Raw genomic sequence first — 16,573 nt, forward strand, 5'->3', positions numbered from 1 at the left:
AACCTGTGCGAACCTGCCTGTCAACGCTCGTCACGGTCGTTCCGCTGGCCTCTTCTGGCGCGAAGATTGCTCGCCATGCCAACGGACGACACGACTCTTTACGGCGCCGAAAGGCGGGTGTAGACATTCTGGGCGACCCTGCCGCCAACCCCCTCCACAGGGGCCAGGCGAGGAGGGCGCTGGAGTACGAATGACATGCGAATAACAAGAAATGACGATGTCCTGCGGCAATCCCGCCTCGCCCGCCTGCGTTTGCAGAACGAAGGCGACCTCCCTGATGGCGTGCTGCGCGAGGAGATCGACGCCTCGTGGCGGCGCAGCCTCGGTCACGGGCTCGACTGCCTCGAAGGCGACGGCGCCGGCATCGAGCAGCTGCGCGACCTCGAGCTGCTGCTGGACGGCAACCGCCTGCTGATCGACGCCGCCACCCCCGAACTCGAATACCTGGTGCGCCAGCAGGGGCAGGGCGGCCTGGTGATACTCGGCGACGCCCAGGCCAACGTGCTGGCCATCGAGGGGCAGACCGACGCCCTGCAGCTCGCCGGCCTGCGCGACCTGCGCCCGGGCAGTTGCTGGAGCGAGTCCCTGCGCGGCACCAACGCCCTGGGCACCGCGGTGGTCGAGGGTCGACCGACCCTGATCAACAGCGGCGAGCATTACCTCGACCGCCTCAGCCGCTTCGCCTGCACCTCGGTGCCGCTCAAGGACCCCCACGGCCGGGTGGTCGGCGTCATCGACCTGACCCGCGAAGGGCACCTGGCCGAGCCCCGCGACAGCTTCGCCACGCTGCTGCTGGCGGCCGGCAATATCGAGAGCCGCCTGTTCGGCCTGACCTATCCGCAGCAGCTGGTGCTGGCCTTCCATTCACGCCCGCAGTACCTCGGCTCCGCCTGGCACGGCCTGCTGGCCCTGAGCCTGGACGGCGAACTGCTGGCCGCCAACGACCAGGCCTGCCACCTGCTGCGGGTGGGGCGCCAGGCGCTGGTGGGCCACAGCTGCGAGGAATTGCTCGGCGCCCGCGCCTCGGGCTTCCTCGCGCGCCTGCTGCAAGGCGGCGTGAGCAGCGTGCAGACCCCGCGCGGCGAGTTCTTCTTCCGTGCCCTGCAGTTGCCCCGGCACATCGGTGTCGCCTCGGTGGCACCGGCCAGGCCGACCGCCACGCCCGCGCCGGAGCTGGAAGCCCTGGCCGGCGGCAACGCGCGCCTGGCCCGTGCCCTGCGCATGGCCCGCCAGGGGCTGGCCGGCGAGTTGCCGGTGCTGCTGCTGGGCGAAACCGGCACCGGCAAGGAAGTGGTCGCCCGTGCGCTGCACCAGGCCAGTGCGCGGGCGGGCAAGCCCTTCGTCGCGGTGAACTGCGCGGCGATCCCCGAAGGGCTGATCGAATCCGAACTCTTCGGCTACCGCGAGGGCGCCTTCACCGGCTCGCGCAAGGGCGGCATGGTCGGCCGGGTGATGCAGGCCCAGGGCGGCACGCTGTTCCTCGACGAGATCGGCGACATGCCCCTGGCCCTGCAGGCGCGCCTGCTCCGCGTGCTGCAGGAACGCCGCGTCGCGCCCCTCGGCGCCGGCGAGGAACAGGAGCTGGATATCGCCGTGATCTGCGCCACCCACCGCGATCTGCAGCGCCTCGTACAGGGTGGCCAGTTCCGCGAAGACCTCTACTACCGGGTCAACGGCGTCAGCCTGCGTTTGCCGTCCCTGCGTGAGCGCGATGACCTGGCCACCCTGATCACCGAGGTGCTGGCGCGCCTGGGCGAGCCGGCCGTGAGCCTGGACCAAGACCTGACCGAACTGCTCACCGGCTACGACTGGCCGGGCAATATCCGCCAACTGGAGATGGTGCTGCGCTCGGCCCTGGCCATGCGCGAAAACGGCGAAAAGGAGCTGGGCCTGGACCACCTCACCGACAGCCTGCTGGACGAGCTGACCAGCAGCCGGCGCCAGCCCGGCAGCATCCGCGAGAACGAGCTGGAGCTGATCCGCAGCGCCCTGGAGCGCCACCAGGGCAATGTCTCGGCCGCGGCCGATGCCCTGGGCATCAGCCGCGCGACGCTGTATCGCAAGCTGAAGCAGCTGAGGGGATGAGTCTGTTCCATGCAGGAGCACATTGTTCTTGTAGGGGCATGCGGGTGATCACATGACCCGCCTTCTGCTCAAGCTCGTCGACGCCAACGACCCCGACCTGCTGCGCCGCGCCCTGGCCTGGCTCTACGGCTTCGTCCGCCCCCACGGCCGGGCCATCGCCGTGCTGCTGGGGCTGTCCCTCTGCGCCAGCCTGCTGGTGCTGGCGCAGCCCTGGCTGACCAAGACGCTGATCGACGACGGCCTACTGGCCCGGGACTTCGGCACCCTGGTGCAGGTGGCCCTGGCGATGATCCTGGTCGGCCTGCTCGGCACGGCGCTGTCGGGCATCAACCGCTACCTGCACACGCGGCTCTCGGGGCGCATCCTCTTCGCACTGCGTGATGACCTCTATCGCCACCTGCAGCAGCTGTCGCCGGCCTTCTTCGGGCGCAAGCGCCTGGGCGACATCCTGTCCCGGCTGGATGGCGACGTGGCGGAGATCCAGCGCTTCGCCGTGGATTCGCTGTTCTCTGCCGTCTCCAGCGTCATCGGCCTGGTGGGGGCGGTGGCACTGATGCTGATGCTGTCCTGGCAGCTGTCGCTGCTGCTGGCGCTGCTGATCCCCATCGAGGTGCTCTGGCTGCGCTGGATGCGGCGCAAGGTGGAGCGCGAGGTGCGCAGCCTGCGCGAGCGCTCGGCGGACGTGTCGTCCTTCCTGGTGGAAACGCTGCCGGCGATGAAGTTCATCCAGGCCGCCGGCGCCCAGCAGCGCGAATCACGCCGCCTGGAGGGGCTGGGGCAGGGCTACATGCGCCAGTTGCTCAGGGTGCAGGTCACCGAGTTCTTCACCCATGCGGTGCCCGGCACGCTCACCTCGCTGTCCCGCGCCTGCGCCTTTCTCATCGGCGGCTACTGGGTGATCCAGGGCACCTGGCAACTGGGCGCGCTGATCGCCTTCTCCACCTACCTGGGCATGGCCGTGGGGCCGGTGCAGAGCCTGCTCGGGCTCTACGTCGCGCTGCAGCGCATGACGGTGAGCCTCGGCCGGGTGATGGAGCTGCAGCAGGAGCCGGTGACCGTGCGCCAGCCCGATGCGCCGCAGCCGATGCCGGAGGGCCGCGGCGCCTTGCGCCTGGAGGGCGTGCATTTTGCCCACGAGCAGCGTGCCGGCCTGCTACTCGATGGCGTGGAGGCGGATATCCCCGCCGGCCTCAAGGTGGCCATCAGCGGTGCATCGGGCGTGGGAAAGTCCACCCTGATCGACCTGCTGCAACGCTTCTACGACCCGGACCGGGGTCGCATCCTGCTGGACGGCGCCGACCTGCGCGAGCTCGATCTGCTCGCCCTGCGCCGGCGCATCGCCGTGGTCAGTCAGGACATCGTGCTGTTCCGCGGCACCCTGGCGGAGAACCTCGCCTACGCCGCCCCCGACGCCAGCCGCGACGCCATCGAGCAGGTGGCCCGGCTGGCTCGCCTCGACGGCCTGATCGACTCCCTGCCCCTGGGGCTGGACAACCCCCTGGGCGAGCGCGGCCAGCAGCTTTCCGGCGGGCAGAAACAACGCATCGCCATCGCTCGCGCACTGCTGCAGGACCCGCTGGTGCTGGTGCTGGACGAAGCCACCTCGGCCGTGGACGAAGCCACCGAGCGCGAGGTGATCGCCGCCATCGACCAGCTGTTCGCCGGGCGCACGCGCATCCTTATCAGCCATCGCTCCTCCACCCTGGCCGAGGCGGAGCTGGCCTTCCGCCTGGAGCAGGGCCGCCTGCAACGCCTGGAGCCGGTGAGCCATGGCCACTGAGCCTTCCATCGGCATCATCGACAGCGGCTTCGCTCCCAAGCAGGCGGCCCGTGTGGCGCTGGCCCGGCGCTTCTGGCTGGAAGGTGGCGAGCTGCAGGAGGGCGAGGCGCAGCCCGACATCCTCGGCCACGGCAGCCTGGTGCTGGACACCTTCGGCCGGCATGGTGGGCCGGCGCGCGTCTGCATGGCCCAGGTGTTCGGCGAGCGTTGGCAGACCAGCCCATTGCAGGTGGCTGCTGCGCTGTACTGGCTGCTGGAGCAGGACGTGGCGCTAATCACCATGAGCCTCGGCCTGCGCAACGACCGCCCGGTGCTGCGCGAGGCCTGCGTACTGGCCCAGAGTGCCGGCGTGCTGCTCTGCGCTTCCAGCCCCGCCCAGGGCGCTCCGGTTTACCCGGCCGGCTACCCGGGGGTGATCCGCATCACCGGTGATGCCCGCTGCGCGCCCGGGCAGTGGTCCTGGCTGAACAGCCCCCAGGCCGATTTCGGTGCCCCTGTCAGCGCCGCCAACGGCGCGGCTGGCGCTAGCATGGCCTGCGCTGCGCTGAGCGGAATCATCTCCGCCCACCTGCGCGAGCACCCCGGCGCCAGCCGCGAGGCGGTGCTGAACTGGTTGCACGAGGGCGCTGCCTTCACCGGTCCGGAGCGTCGCCATGGCTGAGATCGTCGTGCTCGGCGCCGGCCCGGCGGGCGCGGCGGTGGCCCTGGGGCTGAAGCGGTTGGGCTATGGGGTGCGTGTGGTCAGCGAATGGCGGCGCTTCGCGGCGTTGGAGGGCGTCTCCCTTCGAGTGCTGGAAGGCCTCCGCCATGCCGGCCTCACCCGTGCTCTGGCCTGTGCCGATGCGCCGTCGCCACGGCGGGTCGCCTGGGGCGGTGGCAGCCAATCCATCAACCAGGAGTGCCTGCTGGACCGGCCGCGCTTCGATGCGGCGCTGCGCGAGGACCTGGCCCTTGCCGGCATCGAGGTGCTGGAGGCGCGGGTGCTACGTGTGGAGGCGCTGGAGCCGGGGCACCTTATTCATCTGGACGGTGGCGAGCCGCTGCGCGCGGACTTCCTGGTGGAAGCCCGTGGCCGCCAGGCCCCCCTTGCCGGTGGCCGCATGCGCGGGCCGGAAACCCTCAGCCTGCTCAACCTGTGGCGCGAGGCGCCGGGCCGCCCCGGCTCGGCGCTGGAAAGCCTGCCCGACGGCTGGGCCTGGATGGCACGGCTGGAAGACGGGCGCTGCTACTGGCAGATCACCCGCGACGTCCATGGCCTGCCGCCCAAGGAGCAACTGCCGGCCTGGTGCGCGTCGCGGCGCGGCGAATCCACCCTGGTGCGCGAGCTGTTCGGCGAGGCCGCGTTGCAGCCGGCCGAACTGCACGCCCGCAGCAGCACCGCCATTCTCTTCAATGAAGCCAGTGGCCCCGACTGGCTGCGGGTGGGCGATGCCGCCATGGCGGTGGACCCGCTCTCGGGCAACGGCATCTTCCAGTCCCTGTCTTCCGCCTTGCAGGCGCCGGCGGTGATCAACACCCTGCTGCAGCGGCCGGAGCGCACTGCACTGGCCCGGCGTTTCCACCAGCAGCGGGTGGAGCAGCTGTTCCTGCGCTTCGCCCGCACCGGTCGCGACTTCTACGCCATGGAACAGCGCTGGGCTGCACAGCCATTCTGGCGGGAGCGCAGCACCTGGCCCGACGCTGAGCCGCTGCACACACCGGCTGATATCAACCCGCTGCGTGTGGCGCGCGCGCCGGTGATCCAGGGCGACCTGATCGAGGAACGGGAGGTGGTGGTCACCGCTGATCAGCCCCTGGGCATCTGGCACCTGGACGGCATTGCACTCGCGCCCATCATCCAGGCGTTGCACGCCGGGCAACTGGCCGAGGCGCTGGCGAGCCTGGCGCCCGAGGCGCGGCGCAAGGTGCAGGGCTGGCTGCTGGGGCAGGGTTATCGGCCCTGATTCGTGCGTTTCCTGCCCTGCTCGGAATGAGCGAAGGCTAGAATGTGCCGCGTAGATTCAGCCTGGCCATTGAAGGGGACTCCATGCATTTCGACCTGATCCAGACCCTCAGCCTCGCGGGCAAGAACTCGGTTCCGAACGACGACCGCATCGGCAGCGCCGAGCAGCACGCCTGGGTCATCGACGGCGCCACCGACCTCGGCGAGCCGGGGCTCATGGGCGAGCGCGGTGGTGCAGCCTGGCTGGCCGGCGCGGCCCATCGCGCATTCGCCGGCGCCTCGGGCCCGCTGGCGGAACTGTGCGGCGGCGTGTTCGACCGCGTCGCCACGGACTACGGGCGTGAACGCCAACGCGAGCCGGTCGCCCACTGGGAACTGCCCCGCGCCTCGCTCGCCGCGGTGGCCATCGAAGGCGAAAGCCTCGCCTGCGGCCACCTCGGCGATTGCGTCGTCATCCACCGCAGCGCCAGCGGCGTCGCCTTCCTCACCCCCGAGCCGAACCGTGACACCGAGCAGGCCGAAGCCGCCGCACTGGGCCCGGGCACCGGCGCCGACAACGTGCGCAGCGCCCACGTGCTGGCCGACCGCCGCGCCGCCCGCGAACGCCCCAAGGCAGTGCTGAGCGTCGACGCCGAACAGGCGAAGGCCGGCATGCACTACACCCGCACGCCGCTGGCCAAGGGCGACGACCTGTTGCTGATGACCGATGGCTTCGCCGCGCTGTTCGACACCTACCGCCACTATGACGCCGCCACCCTGGTGGCCCGCGTGCTGGAAAGCGGCCTGCTGCCCCTGGCCGCCGAACTGCGCCGCATCGAGCTCGAAGACGCCGCCTGCCTGCGCTACCCGCGCTTCAAGGCCAGCGATGATGCTTCGGTGATCTGGTTGCGGGTGGGGTAGGGCCGAAAGGCCCGCGTAGGGCGGGTGAAACCCGCGTTGCCTCGGTGCACGGACTGTCGGGTTGCACCCGACCTACGGGGAGTGGCAACACCACGTTGAGAAAGGGAGAGAAACACCCATGGAGCATTACTCCTGCCGTGCCCGATTGCACGGGCGGAACCACTTGTTCATCTGGTATTGCGACCATACCGATGGTGTCGTGAAGAACGATGCCGGCAAGGTGATCACCTTCGCGTCGGAGCACGATGTCGGGCGCTATCTGGAACAACTGGGATCGTATTTGCAGGATCAGGACGAAGTTCCTGATTACGATTTCGACGAGGTCGCGGGCTGGTGCGCATCGCCAGATGCCGAGGCGATCGATTGCTCGGACTTCCTGAATACCTGGAACATCCTCGTCGACCTCATCGGCAAGCCGGCTGGTCCCTCCGCATTCAGGGAGGCCAACCGGCGCCTCGACGATATCTACGACACGCTGTTCTGGGGTAACAACCTGCCTTCCATCACGCCTGAGGGTGAGTACTTCACGGCCACCTGGGCAGATGAGGATGTTCAGGAAATAGCCCGTCTGTTCAAAGCGGGTATCGCTGAAATCTCGGTGCTATTCGAGGTCGAACCGTATCGCTTCGTGCCTGAGGCTGGGCAATAAGGGTGTAGGGCGGGTGAAACCCGCGATGGTCCTGTTCTCGGACCGTCGGGTTGCACCCGACCTACGGGACTTACCCGCGCCGCACCACCGGTACCCATACCTCCACGAACCCCGTCCCCTGCATCGGATCGAAATCGGCGCTGTACTGCTCGAATTCCGGGGCGTCGGCGAAGGCGTAATCGGACTCGGGCAGCCACTTGTTGAAGATGGTGAGGAAGGTCTGGTGGATGGTCGAGATGTGGCCCAGGTGGCGGAACACGGCGTAGTCCTGTCGAGGCACCTTGAAGTAGCGCAGGGCCGGCGGCAGCGTGTCGATACGGGGGACTTCGACGCCGGCGATGTATTCGAGGCTGCCGTCCTCGCCCGGGTTACAGCACAGCCCATAGGTGACGTAGCTGGTCTGCCCGGGGATGTTGCCCAGGTACGGCACGAAGGCCTGCCACAAGCCGACGATGCCTTCGTTCTTGTCGAAGGTGAAACGCTCGCCCATGCCGGCGATGATGAATTCGGCGCGGGTTTCGTAGCGGGGTTCGGACAGTTCCACAAAGCTCATTTCTTTCATGCGCAAGGCTTCCACCAGTGACAGGCTGCCGTGCCCCTGTTCGCGAACCTGCCGGGGCGTGGCCCCGAACAGGTCGCAGAAGGCACGCGTGAACGCTTCATGGGACCCATAGCCGGCGCCGAGGGCGACATCGAGGATGTCGTGCTTCCCATCGCTCAACGCCAGCGCCGCCTGGCTCAAGCGCCGGGCGCGGATGTAGCGCATCACCGACCAGCCCGTGGCCAGGGAAAAGAAGCGCGACAGGGCGAAAGGCGACAGGTCGAACTGGCGCGCGACATGCCCGAGGTCCAGCTCGGAGCCCAGCTCCGTTTCGATGAACCACAGGACTTTCTCGATGCTTGGCATAGGTGCTCCTTGAAGACGGGGGCGACGTTAGCAGTGGAGCATGGTGGGGATTTGATCGTTCTTGCGGCCCGGTTATCGATGGACGTGCCAGGCGCCGAATTGTAGGGGCGACTTCAGTCGCCCGCTCGAAGCATCAGCCTTCATGTCGCCCGTCGATCCCCCAGCCGCTCGCCTTGCACAGCACGTCGAAATCGCGTGCCAGCTCTGCCAGGGTGATGGCGCCGAGGCGGTCGATAAGCAGCGCTTCGGCCTGGTTCAGGGCGTCTTCCAGGGCGGCGTTGACCACGCGCTCGACGGCGCATTCCGGGGTTTCGTTTTCGATGCCGATGGCGAAGATCCTCGGGCCGCCGACGGCGTTGTGGATGTCCAGCAGGGTGATGGTTTCGAGGTCGCCGGCCAGGGTCCAGCCGCCGCCGTGGCCTTTCTCCGAACTCACGTAGCCCGCCTGGCGCAGGCCGGCCATGGTGCGGCGGACCACCACCGGGTTGGTGTCCAGCATCCGGGCGATCTGTTCAGAGGTGAAGGGTTGGTCATGGCGGGCCATGTGCAGCAGCACATGGAGCATGCGGGAGAGCCTGCTGTCCTTTCTCATTGCATTGCCTCTGTTGCGCCTTACGTCAGGTGAATCGGATAACGCCACTTTATAAGTTGCGTGAGAAAAAATCCTCGCTCTATCATGTAGCTTAAAAAGTTTCATGATTATCAGCCGGAGTTTCCGAGGCCCGGATGCCGGCGAGCTACGGAGGAGAGCAGCGATGCAGTACGACGTGATCATCATCGGCGGCAGCTATGCCGGCCTGTCGGCGGCCATGCCCCTGGCGCGGGCGCGCCGGCGCATCCTGGTGGTGGACGAGGGGTTGCGGCGCAACCGCTTCGCCGCCCATTCACATGGCTTCCTGACCCAGGACGGCAACGCGCCCGGCGCCATCGCCAGCCAGGCACGCGAGCAGGTGATGGCCTACGAGACGGTCGAGTGGCTCACCGGCAAGGCCGTCGCCGTTGCGCTGACGGCGCGGGGTTTCCGTATCGAGATCGAGGGCGAGGAGCCGCGCGAGGCGCGCCGGCTGATCTTCGCGGGCGGTGTCGTCGACCAGCTCCCCGAGATTCCCGGCCTGGCCGAGCGCTGGGGCAGCCGGGTGTTCCATTGCCCCTATTGCCACGGCTACGAGCTGCAGCAGGGGCGGATCGGCGTCATCGCCACCTCGGCCATGTCCATGCACCTGGCCTTGTTGCTGCCGGATTGGGGCCGCACGACGCTGTTCCTCAACCAAGCCTTCGAGCCCGACGCGGAGCAACTGGCCAAGCTCGCCGCGCGCGGCGTGACGCTGGAGCGCGAGCCGGTGCGGGGTATCGAAAGCGAACTGGATCTGGTGCTGCGTGATGGGCGGGTGATCAGCCTGGACGGCTTGTTCGTGCCCACCCGCATCGATGTCGCCAGCTCGCTGCCGGAGTCGCTGGGTTGCGAGTTCGACGAGGGCTTCTACGGGCGGATCATCCGCACCGACGCGATGAAGGCGACCAGCGTCAAGGGCGTCTACGCCTGCGGTGATGCGGCGCGGATGGGCGGCTCGGTGCCCTTGGCAGTGGGCGATGGGACCCTGGCCGGTGCCGCTGCGCATCAGTCACTGATCTTCGACAGCCACTGATCGCGGAGGCCCCTATGCAAGCGTTTTCCGATCCGCAAGCCGTCGCCCGTTACGCGGAAGGGCCTGTCCGCCAGGTGCCCGGGTTCCATGCCTTGCAGCGGATGGCGACCCTGCTGCTGGCCGAACGGGTGCCCGCACAGGGCCGGGTGCTGGTGCTCGGCGCGGGCGGTGGCCTGGAGCTGAAAGTATTCGCCCAGGCGCAACCCGGCTGGCGTTTCGTCGGGGTGGACCCCTCGGCGAAAATGCTCGCCCTGGCCCGCCAGACCCTGGGCGATCTCGATGCACGGGTGGTGCTGCACCAGGGCTATATCGAGTCGACTGCGCTGGAGCCTTTCGATGGCGCCACCTGCCTGCTCACGTTGCATTTTCTGCCGGAGGCGGAGCGCCTGCGCACGCTCCGGGAGCTGCTGCTACGCCTGAAGCCTGGCGCGCCGCTGGTGGTCGCCCATCACAGCGTTGCACAACCGCTTGAAGAGCGTACGCGCTGGCTGAGGCGCTACGCGGCCTTCGCCACGGCATCCGGGGTTCCCGCCGCCCAGGCCGAGAATGCGATTGCGGCCATCAGCGAACGTTTGCCGCTGCTTTCGCCCGAGCAGGATGAGGTGTTGCTGCGCCAGGCCGGTTTCGAGGGCGTGGAGCTGTTCTACGCCGGCTTCACCTTCAGGGGCTGGGTGGGTTACCGGCCCCTGTAAAAGCCTGGCTTGGTGAGGCCATGAGCGCGTCGATGTTTGGGGCGCGCAGGGACCTACCCAACGAAAAAGCCCATTCCGGAGAATGGGCTTTTTCGTTCGTTACCGCCGCTCGGCTCAGCCGATCAGCACATAGCCGAAGGGGTTGTGGCGCAGGTCGCCCAGCGGGTAACCGAAGTCGGGGCGCTTCTTGTAGGGCGTGAGCGGCTCGCTGGCGTCTTCCAGGCCGAAGGTCGCCAGGAAGGCCTTCTCGAAGCGCGCGACCGAGTCGAGCTGCTCCTGCTCGGTGGGCTCCTCGTCCTCGCCGAAGGCGATCACGAAGTCCGGCAGCCCCAGGTTCTGCATGCCGCAGCTGTAGAGCTTGTCGTCATCGCTGATGGGCTTGCGCACGAACATCTTGTACAGGGCGAGCAGCATGGATTTCTGGTCGCGCTGCTCCACGGCGTCGGTCATCTGGGTGATCAGCTCGCGCCAGCGCACGAGGCCGTGGGCGAGGCCGGCGGTCTCGATCTTGGCGGCGGTGATCATGCCCTTGTCGATCAGGTTGCCCAGGCAGCGCGCGGTCACCATCGCCACGGAGATGCGCGTGCGCTCGGAGAAGATGTTGCGCACGATGAAGTAGGCGGAGGCAGTGTGGTTCTCGATGTTCTCCCAGTCCTGGTCGGTCATCGAAGGCTCGGTGCGGTCCATGCAGGCCGAGTAGGAGCGGGGCATGCGGTCGTCGTTCTCCAGCTCGCTGAACTCGGGGTCCAGGCGATAGGTGTCGACGAAGGCCGCAGCGGCCATTTCCTCGAACTCCGACTTGAGGGCATCGAAGGAATCCATGTTGCCCAGCACGTTGAGAATCATGGCCGGGGGCAGGCTGGCCTTGATGTTCGTCAGTTGCTCGTCCTTGGCGGCGATGTAGGCCTCCAGCGCCTCGAAGTACGTCACGGCGCTTTCCTGGATCGCCGCGCTCTGCTCGGCGATGGGGAAGGTGTCGAGTTGGTCTTCGCCCTGCGCGTCCACCTCACAGGGCTGGTAGCGCACCTCGTACTCACGGGTCTCGTGGTCCACCAGCTTGAAGATGAAGTGGCAGTGGTCGCTGTGACCGTTCTTCGCGCCCGGGCTGTTGAAGTTCTCCACGGCAACGCGGATGCGGTGCTGGTCGAATACCACGAACGCCTCTGTCTCCTCGTCATCCCCGTGTTCCAGGGTCACCCACTCGTCGTTGTCGCCGCCTTCGATGTACGCGTGGAAGTGCTCTTCCACGTACTCCGAATTCAGCAGGGCCTGGATGCGGTCGTAATCGATTGCGGCGAGAGCGGGGCTCGGGGCGTTGGCCATGGTGCGTCCTTTCGGGCTCGTTTCGGCGGCTGCGGTGGCAGCGGATGGATGTGGGATGGCGTGTTGAGGCGGCAATTATCGGGGGAGCCAGGCAGGAAATTCTGTGAGAGAGACCTGAATCCGTGGAGATGGGGTGGCCGGTGGTCGGCGAGCCAGGTTGTTGGAGGGCATTTGCTCGGGGCAATGCCATCGCCCGTTGAGGTGCCCCGAAACCTTACCTATGGATGGTTGCTGCATTTCTCTCTTTGCCCTGCCTACCGCTCGATCTAACGTTGGGGCTTGAACGGCCGAGCTCTGGCGTCAGGGCGTATTTCAAGGAGAGAAAGAATGGCTATCGCCATCGTGCGCTTTTGGGGGAAGGAGAAAGGAGGGCGGCAAAATCCACCTCTGTCGGGCTACCGGCCCCATGTCTACCTGCAGGGTATGTACACCTCATGTTTTATCGAGGGTTTTGATGGCAAGGAGGCGCCTTTCGCTTTTGAGCAGGAGCACCGGGTCAAGTTGAGGCTCATGTTCCCAGATTATTTCCCAGGTGCGTTTAAGGTCGGTGACGAGGTCAACTTCTACGAGGGGGCTAGACAGATTGGCAGCGGTGTTGTCATCCAGGAGTAGAGCCACCCACTGATCGGGGGGCGAGGCCGGCTAGGTGAGTGCGTTAGATGATCACTCTGAGATTTGAAGTGAACGAAGTGTTGGAGCTGCCTCTGGATAGCCTGGCTGGGGCCGATCTGAAGGGCATGAGCCTGGAGCGCGCGTTATTCGCGGAGCTGGATGTTTCCGACACCGATTTTTCAGGGTCTGACTTGAGAGGATCTGTTTTCAATGGTGCCCTCATGCACGGCACGATATTGAAAGATGCCCTGTTGATGAATGCGCTGTTCATTCGGGCGCGAATGGAGCGAGTCGACCTAAGAGGAGCCATGCTGGTCGGCGCCGATTTTTCAGCCGCCGATCTTCGCTTCGCAAATCTGGCTGGGGTGGACGTGGCGGCGGCAGTGTTTGATGGGGCGGACCTATGCGGTGCGGATTTTAGGGTCAAGCGCATAGAAACCTGCAGCTTTCGCGGGGCGAAATACGATGTCGATACTGTTTGGCCACATGGTTTCAGGCTTGACTCAGTGGGGGCCATCAGCTCGGATTATTGAGGTATTGCGGTGGGACGATGGGAGCGCTCGCATCTCGGCGAGCCTTGGCCTTGCGCTTGAATAGCGCAGCGTACAGCGAGCCATTCGTAGCGATTCAGCCATTGACCAAATCTAGGCGGGCTCATTCTTTAGGCAGTTCATTGATAGGGATTTCATATGCGAGCGGAGCTGCTTCAAGCCATGTTGGCCATCGCCGAGAGCCGCAGGCCTGCGTCCGATCTTGACCTGTGGTGGGCTGAAAACTCTTCTGAAGTCGAGGCTGCGTTTGGTCGGGGCGTCTATTTGCGGATCAGCCAGCGAGGGTTCAAGGGGCTGGGACAGGCGCTGGAAAAACTGGAAGTCGAATTCCATCGTTCCGATACCCATTGCCAGGCATGCGGCGAACCCCAGTTCTTCGCGTTGCCCGGCAAGACCACCCGCGAGGAGATCATCGAGTTCGGTCGGCGCTGCAAGCTAAAGGGGGCCAGGGAGTTTGAGGCGAGTGGCTGGATACACCCAGGGCAGTACTGCCCGAATGGCTGCACATTTGCGCTTTACAACCTAGGTTCAATGCGGCTAAAGGGATGACCATCATTGATGGACGCGCAGCTTGAATATCTCATCCGCGCCCTGGAGGAGCGCCTGCTCCAGTCCCATACACGGCAAGACGCCGAGGCCCTGGAGCAACTGCTGGCGGAAGGCTTCATCGAGTTCGGCGCACGGGGCGTCGCCTGGAACCGCAGCGAGGTCATCCAGGGCCTGCTCGAGCAGGCGTTCGCACAGCGTACGCTGGAGGACTTCCGGGTGCGCCTGCTGGCCGAGGATGTGGTGCTAGCCACCTATGTATGCGCCACGCCCAGTGCCGATGGCACGGTGCGCTCATTGCGCAGTTCGGTGTGGCGGCGGCAGCAGGGGGCTTGGCGGATGGAGTTCCACCAAGGCACCAGGATTCCGGATTGACCCACGCTGCCCCGCTTCACCTGGCGCCAATCAGCCAGGTTCCAACCAAGCCCAGCTACCGATTCAACTCATACGCACACATATTCACCGTGGTCGCCAGGTTGAGCGATTCGATGGCGCCGCTGCCGGGGATGGTGAAGGGTTGGGCGTTGAGTGCGGTGAGTGGGTCGCGGGGGACGCCGCGGGCTTCGTTGCCGAAGAGGTAGCAGTCGAAGGCCTTGAAGGCGGCGGATTGCACGGGCTCGCCGTGCATGTCCAGGCAGGCGATGCGTTGGAAGCGGCTGCCGAGGGATTCCAGTTCCACGTCCAGTTCCATCGGCGCGTGGAAGATGGCGCCCATGCTGGCGCGCACGACCTTGGGGTTGTATGGGTCGACGCTGCCCGGGCTGAGCAGGCAGCGGAAGCCACCGAACCAGGCCAGGGTGCGCAGGATGGTGCCGAGGTTGCCCGGGTCCTGGATCTCGTGCAGGTAGATGGCGCGTTCGTTGGCGGCGGCAGCCGGCGCGGCGGTCGGCAGCATCGGCACCAGGGCGATGATGCCCTGAGGCGTCTTGGTGTCGGCGATCTGCGCCATCTGCCGGTCGCTGATGACCTGGGTTTCGAACGGGCTGTGCCAGTGCTCGTAGGCGCCGGTCACGTACAGCTGGCTGCGCAGCAGCAGCGGGTTGTGCTCGGCGGCCTTCTGCAGTTCCAGCAGCAGGTGCTCGCCCTCTACCAGGAAGTGGCCGAACTCGGCCCGGTACTTCTTCTGGTGGAGCTTCTTGATGTCATCGAATTTCATCAATGCGGCGCTCAGTTGCTTTGCTCGTTGGCGTTGCCAGCTCGGCCAGCATCGCCTTGGCCAGGGCCTCGGCGACCTTGATGCCGTCCACGCCCGCCGAGAGGATGCCGCCCGCGTAGCCGGCGCCTTCGCCGGCCGGGTACAGGCCGCGCAGGTTGAGGCTCTGCAGCGTCTCGTGGTCGCGGGTGATGCGCACGGGGGAGGAGGTGCGGGTTTCGATGCCGGTGAGCACGGCGTCATTGCGGTCGAAACCGCGAATCTGCTTGCCGAAGGCCGGCAGGGCTTCGCGGATGGCCTCGATGGCGTAGTCCGGCAGCGAGGGGGCGAGGTCGCCCAGGCGCACGCCGGGCTTGTAGGAGGGCTCCACGTCGCCGAATTCGCTGGAAGGCACGCCACGGATGAAGTCGCCCACCAGTTGCCCGGGGGCGCAGTAGTCGCTGCCGCCCAGCTCGTAGGCGCGGGATTCCAGGCGCTCCTGGAACTCGACGCCGGCCAGCGGGCCGCCGGGGAAGTCCTGCTCCGGGGTGATGCCGACGACGATGCCGGAGTTGGCGTTGCGCTCGTTGCGCGAGTACTGGCTCATGCCGTTGGTGACCACGCGGCCCGGCTCGGAGGTGGCCGCTACCACGGTGCCGCCGGGGCACATGCAGAAGCTGTACACGGCGCGGCCGTTCTTGGCGTGGTGCACCACCTTGTAGTCGGCGGCGCCGAGCTCCGGGTGGCCGGCGTACTTGCCCAGGCGGGCTTCGTCGATCAGGCCTTGCGGGTGCTCGATGCGGAAGCCGATGGCGAAGGGCTTGGCTTCGAGGAACACGTTCTGGCGGTGCAGCATGCGGAAGGTGTCACGGGAGCTGTGGCCCAGGGCCAGGACGACATGGCGGCTGCGCAGGGTTTCGCCATTGGCCAGTACCACGCCTTCGAGCTGCCCGTCATCGATCACCAGGTCGGTGACCTTGCTCTCGAAGCGCACCTCGCCGCCCAGGGCGATGATCTCTTCGCGCATGGTGGCGACCACGCCGGTGAGGCGGAAGGTGCCGATGTGCGGCTTGCTCACGTACATGATCTCTTCCGGCGCGCCGGCGCGGACGAACTCGTGCATCACCTTGCGGGCGTAGAACTTGGGGTCCTTGATCTGGCTGTAGAGCTTGCCGTCGGAGAACAGGCCGGCACCGCCCTCGCCGAACTGCACGTTGGATTCGGGGGTGAGGACCTTCTTGCGCCACAGCGCCCAGGTGTCCTTGGTGCGGCTGCGCACGTCCTTGCCGCGCTCCAGCACGATGGGCTTGAAGCCCATCTGTGCGAGTAGCAGCGCGGCGAACAGGCCGCAGGGGCCAAAGCCGATGATGATCGGGCGCTCGCCCAGGTCGGCCGGTGCCTGGCCCACCGGGTAGTAGTTCGTGTCCGGGGCCGGTCGCACGTTGTTGTCGTCGGCGAAGCGCTTGAGGATCGCCGCCTCGTTACGCACCTCGAGGTCGATGATGTAGATGAACAGGATCACGCTGTTCTTCTTGCGGGCGTCGTAGCTGCGCTTGAATACGGTGAAATCCAGCAGGTCGGCGTCGCTGATGTTCAGGCGCTTGACGATGGCCTGGCGCAGTTCGTCGGCGGAGTGCTCGAGGGGCAGGGACAGTTCGTTGATGCGAATCATGGCGATATCCTGGCCGGTCGATCCGGCAAAGGAGGTAACAGAGGGGGTAGGGCGCGAATTGTACTCGCCGCCGCGGGCCCCTGTCAGGCCTGGCCTGCAGGTTTCCGTCGGGCGTTGCCGCGGGTGCGCCGGGCGC

17 protein-coding genes are annotated in these 16,573 nt (G+C 66.6%); 12 read left to right on the plus strand and 5 right to left on the minus strand.

The features are described 5' to 3' along the window. Nucleotides 1–195: 195 nt before the first annotated feature. From PI990_RS12470 to PI990_RS12495, 6 genes are all read left to right on the plus strand, one after another. Nucleotides 196–2,085, plus strand: a complete 1,890-nt coding sequence (locus PI990_RS12470) for a sigma-54-dependent Fis family transcriptional regulator (RefSeq protein WP_271660782.1) — start codon at nucleotides 196–198, stop codon at nucleotides 2,083–2,085. 52 nt (nucleotides 2,086–2,137) lie between these two features. Further along, nucleotides 2,138–3,865: an ABC transporter ATP-binding protein gene (locus tag PI990_RS12475; RefSeq protein WP_271660783.1), complete on the plus strand. Its 1,728-nt coding sequence runs from the start codon at nucleotides 2,138–2,140 to the stop codon at nucleotides 3,863–3,865. After that, nucleotides 3,855–4,526, plus strand: coding sequence for a subtilisin-like serine protease QhpE (qhpE, locus tag PI990_RS12480; RefSeq protein ID WP_271660784.1), 672 nt, complete (start codon nucleotides 3,855–3,857; stop codon nucleotides 4,524–4,526). The genes PI990_RS12475 and qhpE overlap by 11 nt, the downstream gene beginning before the upstream one ends. Further along, nucleotides 4,519–5,808, plus strand: a complete 1,290-nt coding sequence (gene qhpG / locus PI990_RS12485; protein ID WP_271660785.1) for a flavin-dependent monooxygenase QhpG — start codon at nucleotides 4,519–4,521, stop codon at nucleotides 5,806–5,808. The genes qhpE and qhpG overlap by 8 nt, the downstream gene beginning before the upstream one ends. 83 nt (nucleotides 5,809–5,891) lie before the next feature. After that, a complete protein-coding gene (locus PI990_RS12490) occupies nucleotides 5,892–6,707 on the plus strand; it encodes a protein phosphatase 2C domain-containing protein (protein WP_271660786.1) in 816 nt (271 codons plus the stop codon). Between the two features lie 118 nt (nucleotides 6,708–6,825). After that, nucleotides 6,826–7,356 (plus strand): hypothetical protein, encoded by a 531-nt coding sequence (locus PI990_RS12495; protein ID WP_271660787.1) that lies wholly within the window; start codon nucleotides 6,826–6,828, stop codon nucleotides 7,354–7,356. Nucleotides 7,357–7,426: 70 nt separating this feature from the next. Here PI990_RS12495 and PI990_RS12500 read toward each other — a convergent pair whose 3' ends face one another. Continuing rightward, entirely contained in the window at nucleotides 7,427–8,263 is an 837-nt protein-coding gene (locus PI990_RS12500) for an AraC family transcriptional regulator (protein WP_271660788.1), read from the minus strand. A gap of 133 nt (nucleotides 8,264–8,396) precedes the next feature. After that, the gene (locus PI990_RS12505; protein ID WP_037021380.1) at nucleotides 8,397–8,855 is read right to left on the minus strand and encodes an Rrf2 family transcriptional regulator; all 459 of its coding nucleotides are present in this window, start codon (nucleotides 8,853–8,855) and stop codon (nucleotides 8,397–8,399) included. A 163-nt stretch (nucleotides 8,856–9,018) separates the two neighbouring features. On the opposite strand from PI990_RS12505, the gene PI990_RS12510 reads away from it, so the two are divergent. Further along, a complete protein-coding gene (locus PI990_RS12510; protein WP_271660789.1) occupies nucleotides 9,019–9,909 on the plus strand; it encodes an NAD(P)/FAD-dependent oxidoreductase in 891 nt (296 codons plus the stop codon). A 14-nt stretch (nucleotides 9,910–9,923) separates the two neighbouring features. Continuing rightward, nucleotides 9,924–10,601 carry a class I SAM-dependent methyltransferase gene (locus PI990_RS12515; RefSeq protein ID WP_271660790.1) on the plus strand — a complete coding sequence of 226 codons (678 nt, stop codon included), beginning with the start codon at nucleotides 9,924–9,926 and terminating at the stop codon, nucleotides 10,599–10,601. 114 nt (nucleotides 10,602–10,715) lie between these two features. Here the strand turns inward: PI990_RS12515 and PI990_RS12520 are convergent, their stop codons facing one another. Further along, complete coding sequence (locus tag PI990_RS12520) at nucleotides 10,716–11,924, minus strand: hypothetical protein (RefSeq protein ID WP_271660791.1); 1,209 nt, start codon at nucleotides 11,922–11,924, stop codon at nucleotides 10,716–10,718. 327 nt (nucleotides 11,925–12,251) lie between these two features. Here PI990_RS12520 and PI990_RS12525 point away from each other — a divergent pair, with 327 nt between their 5' ends. From PI990_RS12525 to PI990_RS12540, 4 genes are all read left to right on the plus strand, one after another. Next, nucleotides 12,252–12,536 (plus strand): hypothetical protein, encoded by a 285-nt coding sequence (locus PI990_RS12525; RefSeq protein ID WP_271660792.1) that lies wholly within the window; start codon nucleotides 12,252–12,254, stop codon nucleotides 12,534–12,536. 47 nt (nucleotides 12,537–12,583) lie between these two features. Continuing rightward, nucleotides 12,584–13,069: a pentapeptide repeat-containing protein gene (locus tag PI990_RS12530; protein WP_271660793.1), complete on the plus strand. Its 486-nt coding sequence runs from the start codon at nucleotides 12,584–12,586 to the stop codon at nucleotides 13,067–13,069. Nucleotides 13,070–13,249: 180 nt separating this feature from the next. Beyond that, a complete protein-coding gene (locus PI990_RS12535; RefSeq protein ID WP_271660794.1) occupies nucleotides 13,250–13,636 on the plus strand; it encodes a hypothetical protein in 387 nt (128 codons plus the stop codon). Between the two features lie 9 nt (nucleotides 13,637–13,645). After that, the gene (locus PI990_RS12540) at nucleotides 13,646–14,008 is read left to right on the plus strand and encodes a nuclear transport factor 2 family protein (RefSeq protein ID WP_271660795.1); all 363 of its coding nucleotides are present in this window, start codon (nucleotides 13,646–13,648) and stop codon (nucleotides 14,006–14,008) included. Nucleotides 14,009–14,063: 55 nt separating this feature from the next. On the opposite strand, the gene PI990_RS12545 is transcribed toward PI990_RS12540, so the two are convergent. Beyond that, nucleotides 14,064–14,789, minus strand: coding sequence for a TrmH family RNA methyltransferase (locus tag PI990_RS12545; RefSeq protein WP_271660796.1), 726 nt, complete (start codon nucleotides 14,787–14,789; stop codon nucleotides 14,064–14,066). Next, the gene (locus PI990_RS12550) at nucleotides 14,776–16,437 is read right to left on the minus strand and encodes an NAD(P)/FAD-dependent oxidoreductase (RefSeq protein ID WP_271660797.1); all 1,662 of its coding nucleotides are present in this window, start codon (nucleotides 16,435–16,437) and stop codon (nucleotides 14,776–14,778) included. Before PI990_RS12550 ends, PI990_RS12545 begins: the two co-directional genes overlap by 14 nt. Nucleotides 16,438–16,573: the final 136 nt, after the last annotated feature.

The sequence above is a fragment of the Pseudomonas sp. TUM22785 genome (assembly GCF_028198105.1).
GTDB classification, from domain to species: Bacteria; Pseudomonadota; Gammaproteobacteria; order Pseudomonadales; family Pseudomonadaceae; genus Metapseudomonas; species Metapseudomonas solani.

What these genes read in the sequence shown, in the direction of transcription:
- PI990_RS12470 (WP_271660782.1), top strand. Translation starts at nt 196, where the DNA reads ATGCGAATAACAAGAAATGACGATGTCCTGCGGCAATCCCGCCTCGCC.
- PI990_RS12475 (WP_271660783.1), top strand. Translation starts at nt 2,138, where the DNA reads ATGACCCGCCTTCTGCTCAAGCTCGTCGACGCCAACGACCCCGACCTG.
- qhpE (WP_271660784.1), top strand. Translation starts at nt 3,855, where the DNA reads ATGGCCACTGAGCCTTCCATCGGCATCATCGACAGCGGCTTCGCTCCC.
- qhpG (WP_271660785.1), top strand. Translation starts at nt 4,519, where the DNA reads ATGGCTGAGATCGTCGTGCTCGGCGCCGGCCCGGCGGGCGCGGCGGTG.
- PI990_RS12490 (WP_271660786.1), top strand. Translation starts at nt 5,892, where the DNA reads ATGCATTTCGACCTGATCCAGACCCTCAGCCTCGCGGGCAAGAACTCG.
- PI990_RS12495 (WP_271660787.1), top strand. Translation starts at nt 6,826, where the DNA reads ATGGAGCATTACTCCTGCCGTGCCCGATTGCACGGGCGGAACCACTTG.
- PI990_RS12500 (WP_271660788.1), bottom strand. Translation starts at nt 8,263, where the DNA reads ATGCCAAGCATCGAGAAAGTCCTGTGGTTCATCGAAACGGAGCTGGGC.
- PI990_RS12505 (WP_037021380.1), bottom strand. Translation starts at nt 8,855, where the DNA reads ATGAGAAAGGACAGCAGGCTCTCCCGCATGCTCCATGTGCTGCTGCAC.
- PI990_RS12510 (WP_271660789.1), top strand. Translation starts at nt 9,019, where the DNA reads ATGCAGTACGACGTGATCATCATCGGCGGCAGCTATGCCGGCCTGTCG.
- PI990_RS12515 (WP_271660790.1), top strand. Translation starts at nt 9,924, where the DNA reads ATGCAAGCGTTTTCCGATCCGCAAGCCGTCGCCCGTTACGCGGAAGGG.
- PI990_RS12520 (WP_271660791.1), bottom strand. Translation starts at nt 11,924, where the DNA reads ATGGCCAACGCCCCGAGCCCCGCTCTCGCCGCAATCGATTACGACCGC.
- PI990_RS12525 (WP_271660792.1), top strand. Translation starts at nt 12,252, where the DNA reads ATGGCTATCGCCATCGTGCGCTTTTGGGGGAAGGAGAAAGGAGGGCGG.
- PI990_RS12530 (WP_271660793.1), top strand. Translation starts at nt 12,584, where the DNA reads ATGATCACTCTGAGATTTGAAGTGAACGAAGTGTTGGAGCTGCCTCTG.
- PI990_RS12535 (WP_271660794.1), top strand. Translation starts at nt 13,250, where the DNA reads ATGTTGGCCATCGCCGAGAGCCGCAGGCCTGCGTCCGATCTTGACCTG.
- PI990_RS12540 (WP_271660795.1), top strand. Translation starts at nt 13,646, where the DNA reads ATGGACGCGCAGCTTGAATATCTCATCCGCGCCCTGGAGGAGCGCCTG.
- PI990_RS12545 (WP_271660796.1), bottom strand. Translation starts at nt 14,789, where the DNA reads ATGAAATTCGATGACATCAAGAAGCTCCACCAGAAGAAGTACCGGGCC.
- PI990_RS12550 (WP_271660797.1), bottom strand. Translation starts at nt 16,437, where the DNA reads ATGATTCGCATCAACGAACTGTCCCTGCCCCTCGAGCACTCCGCCGAC.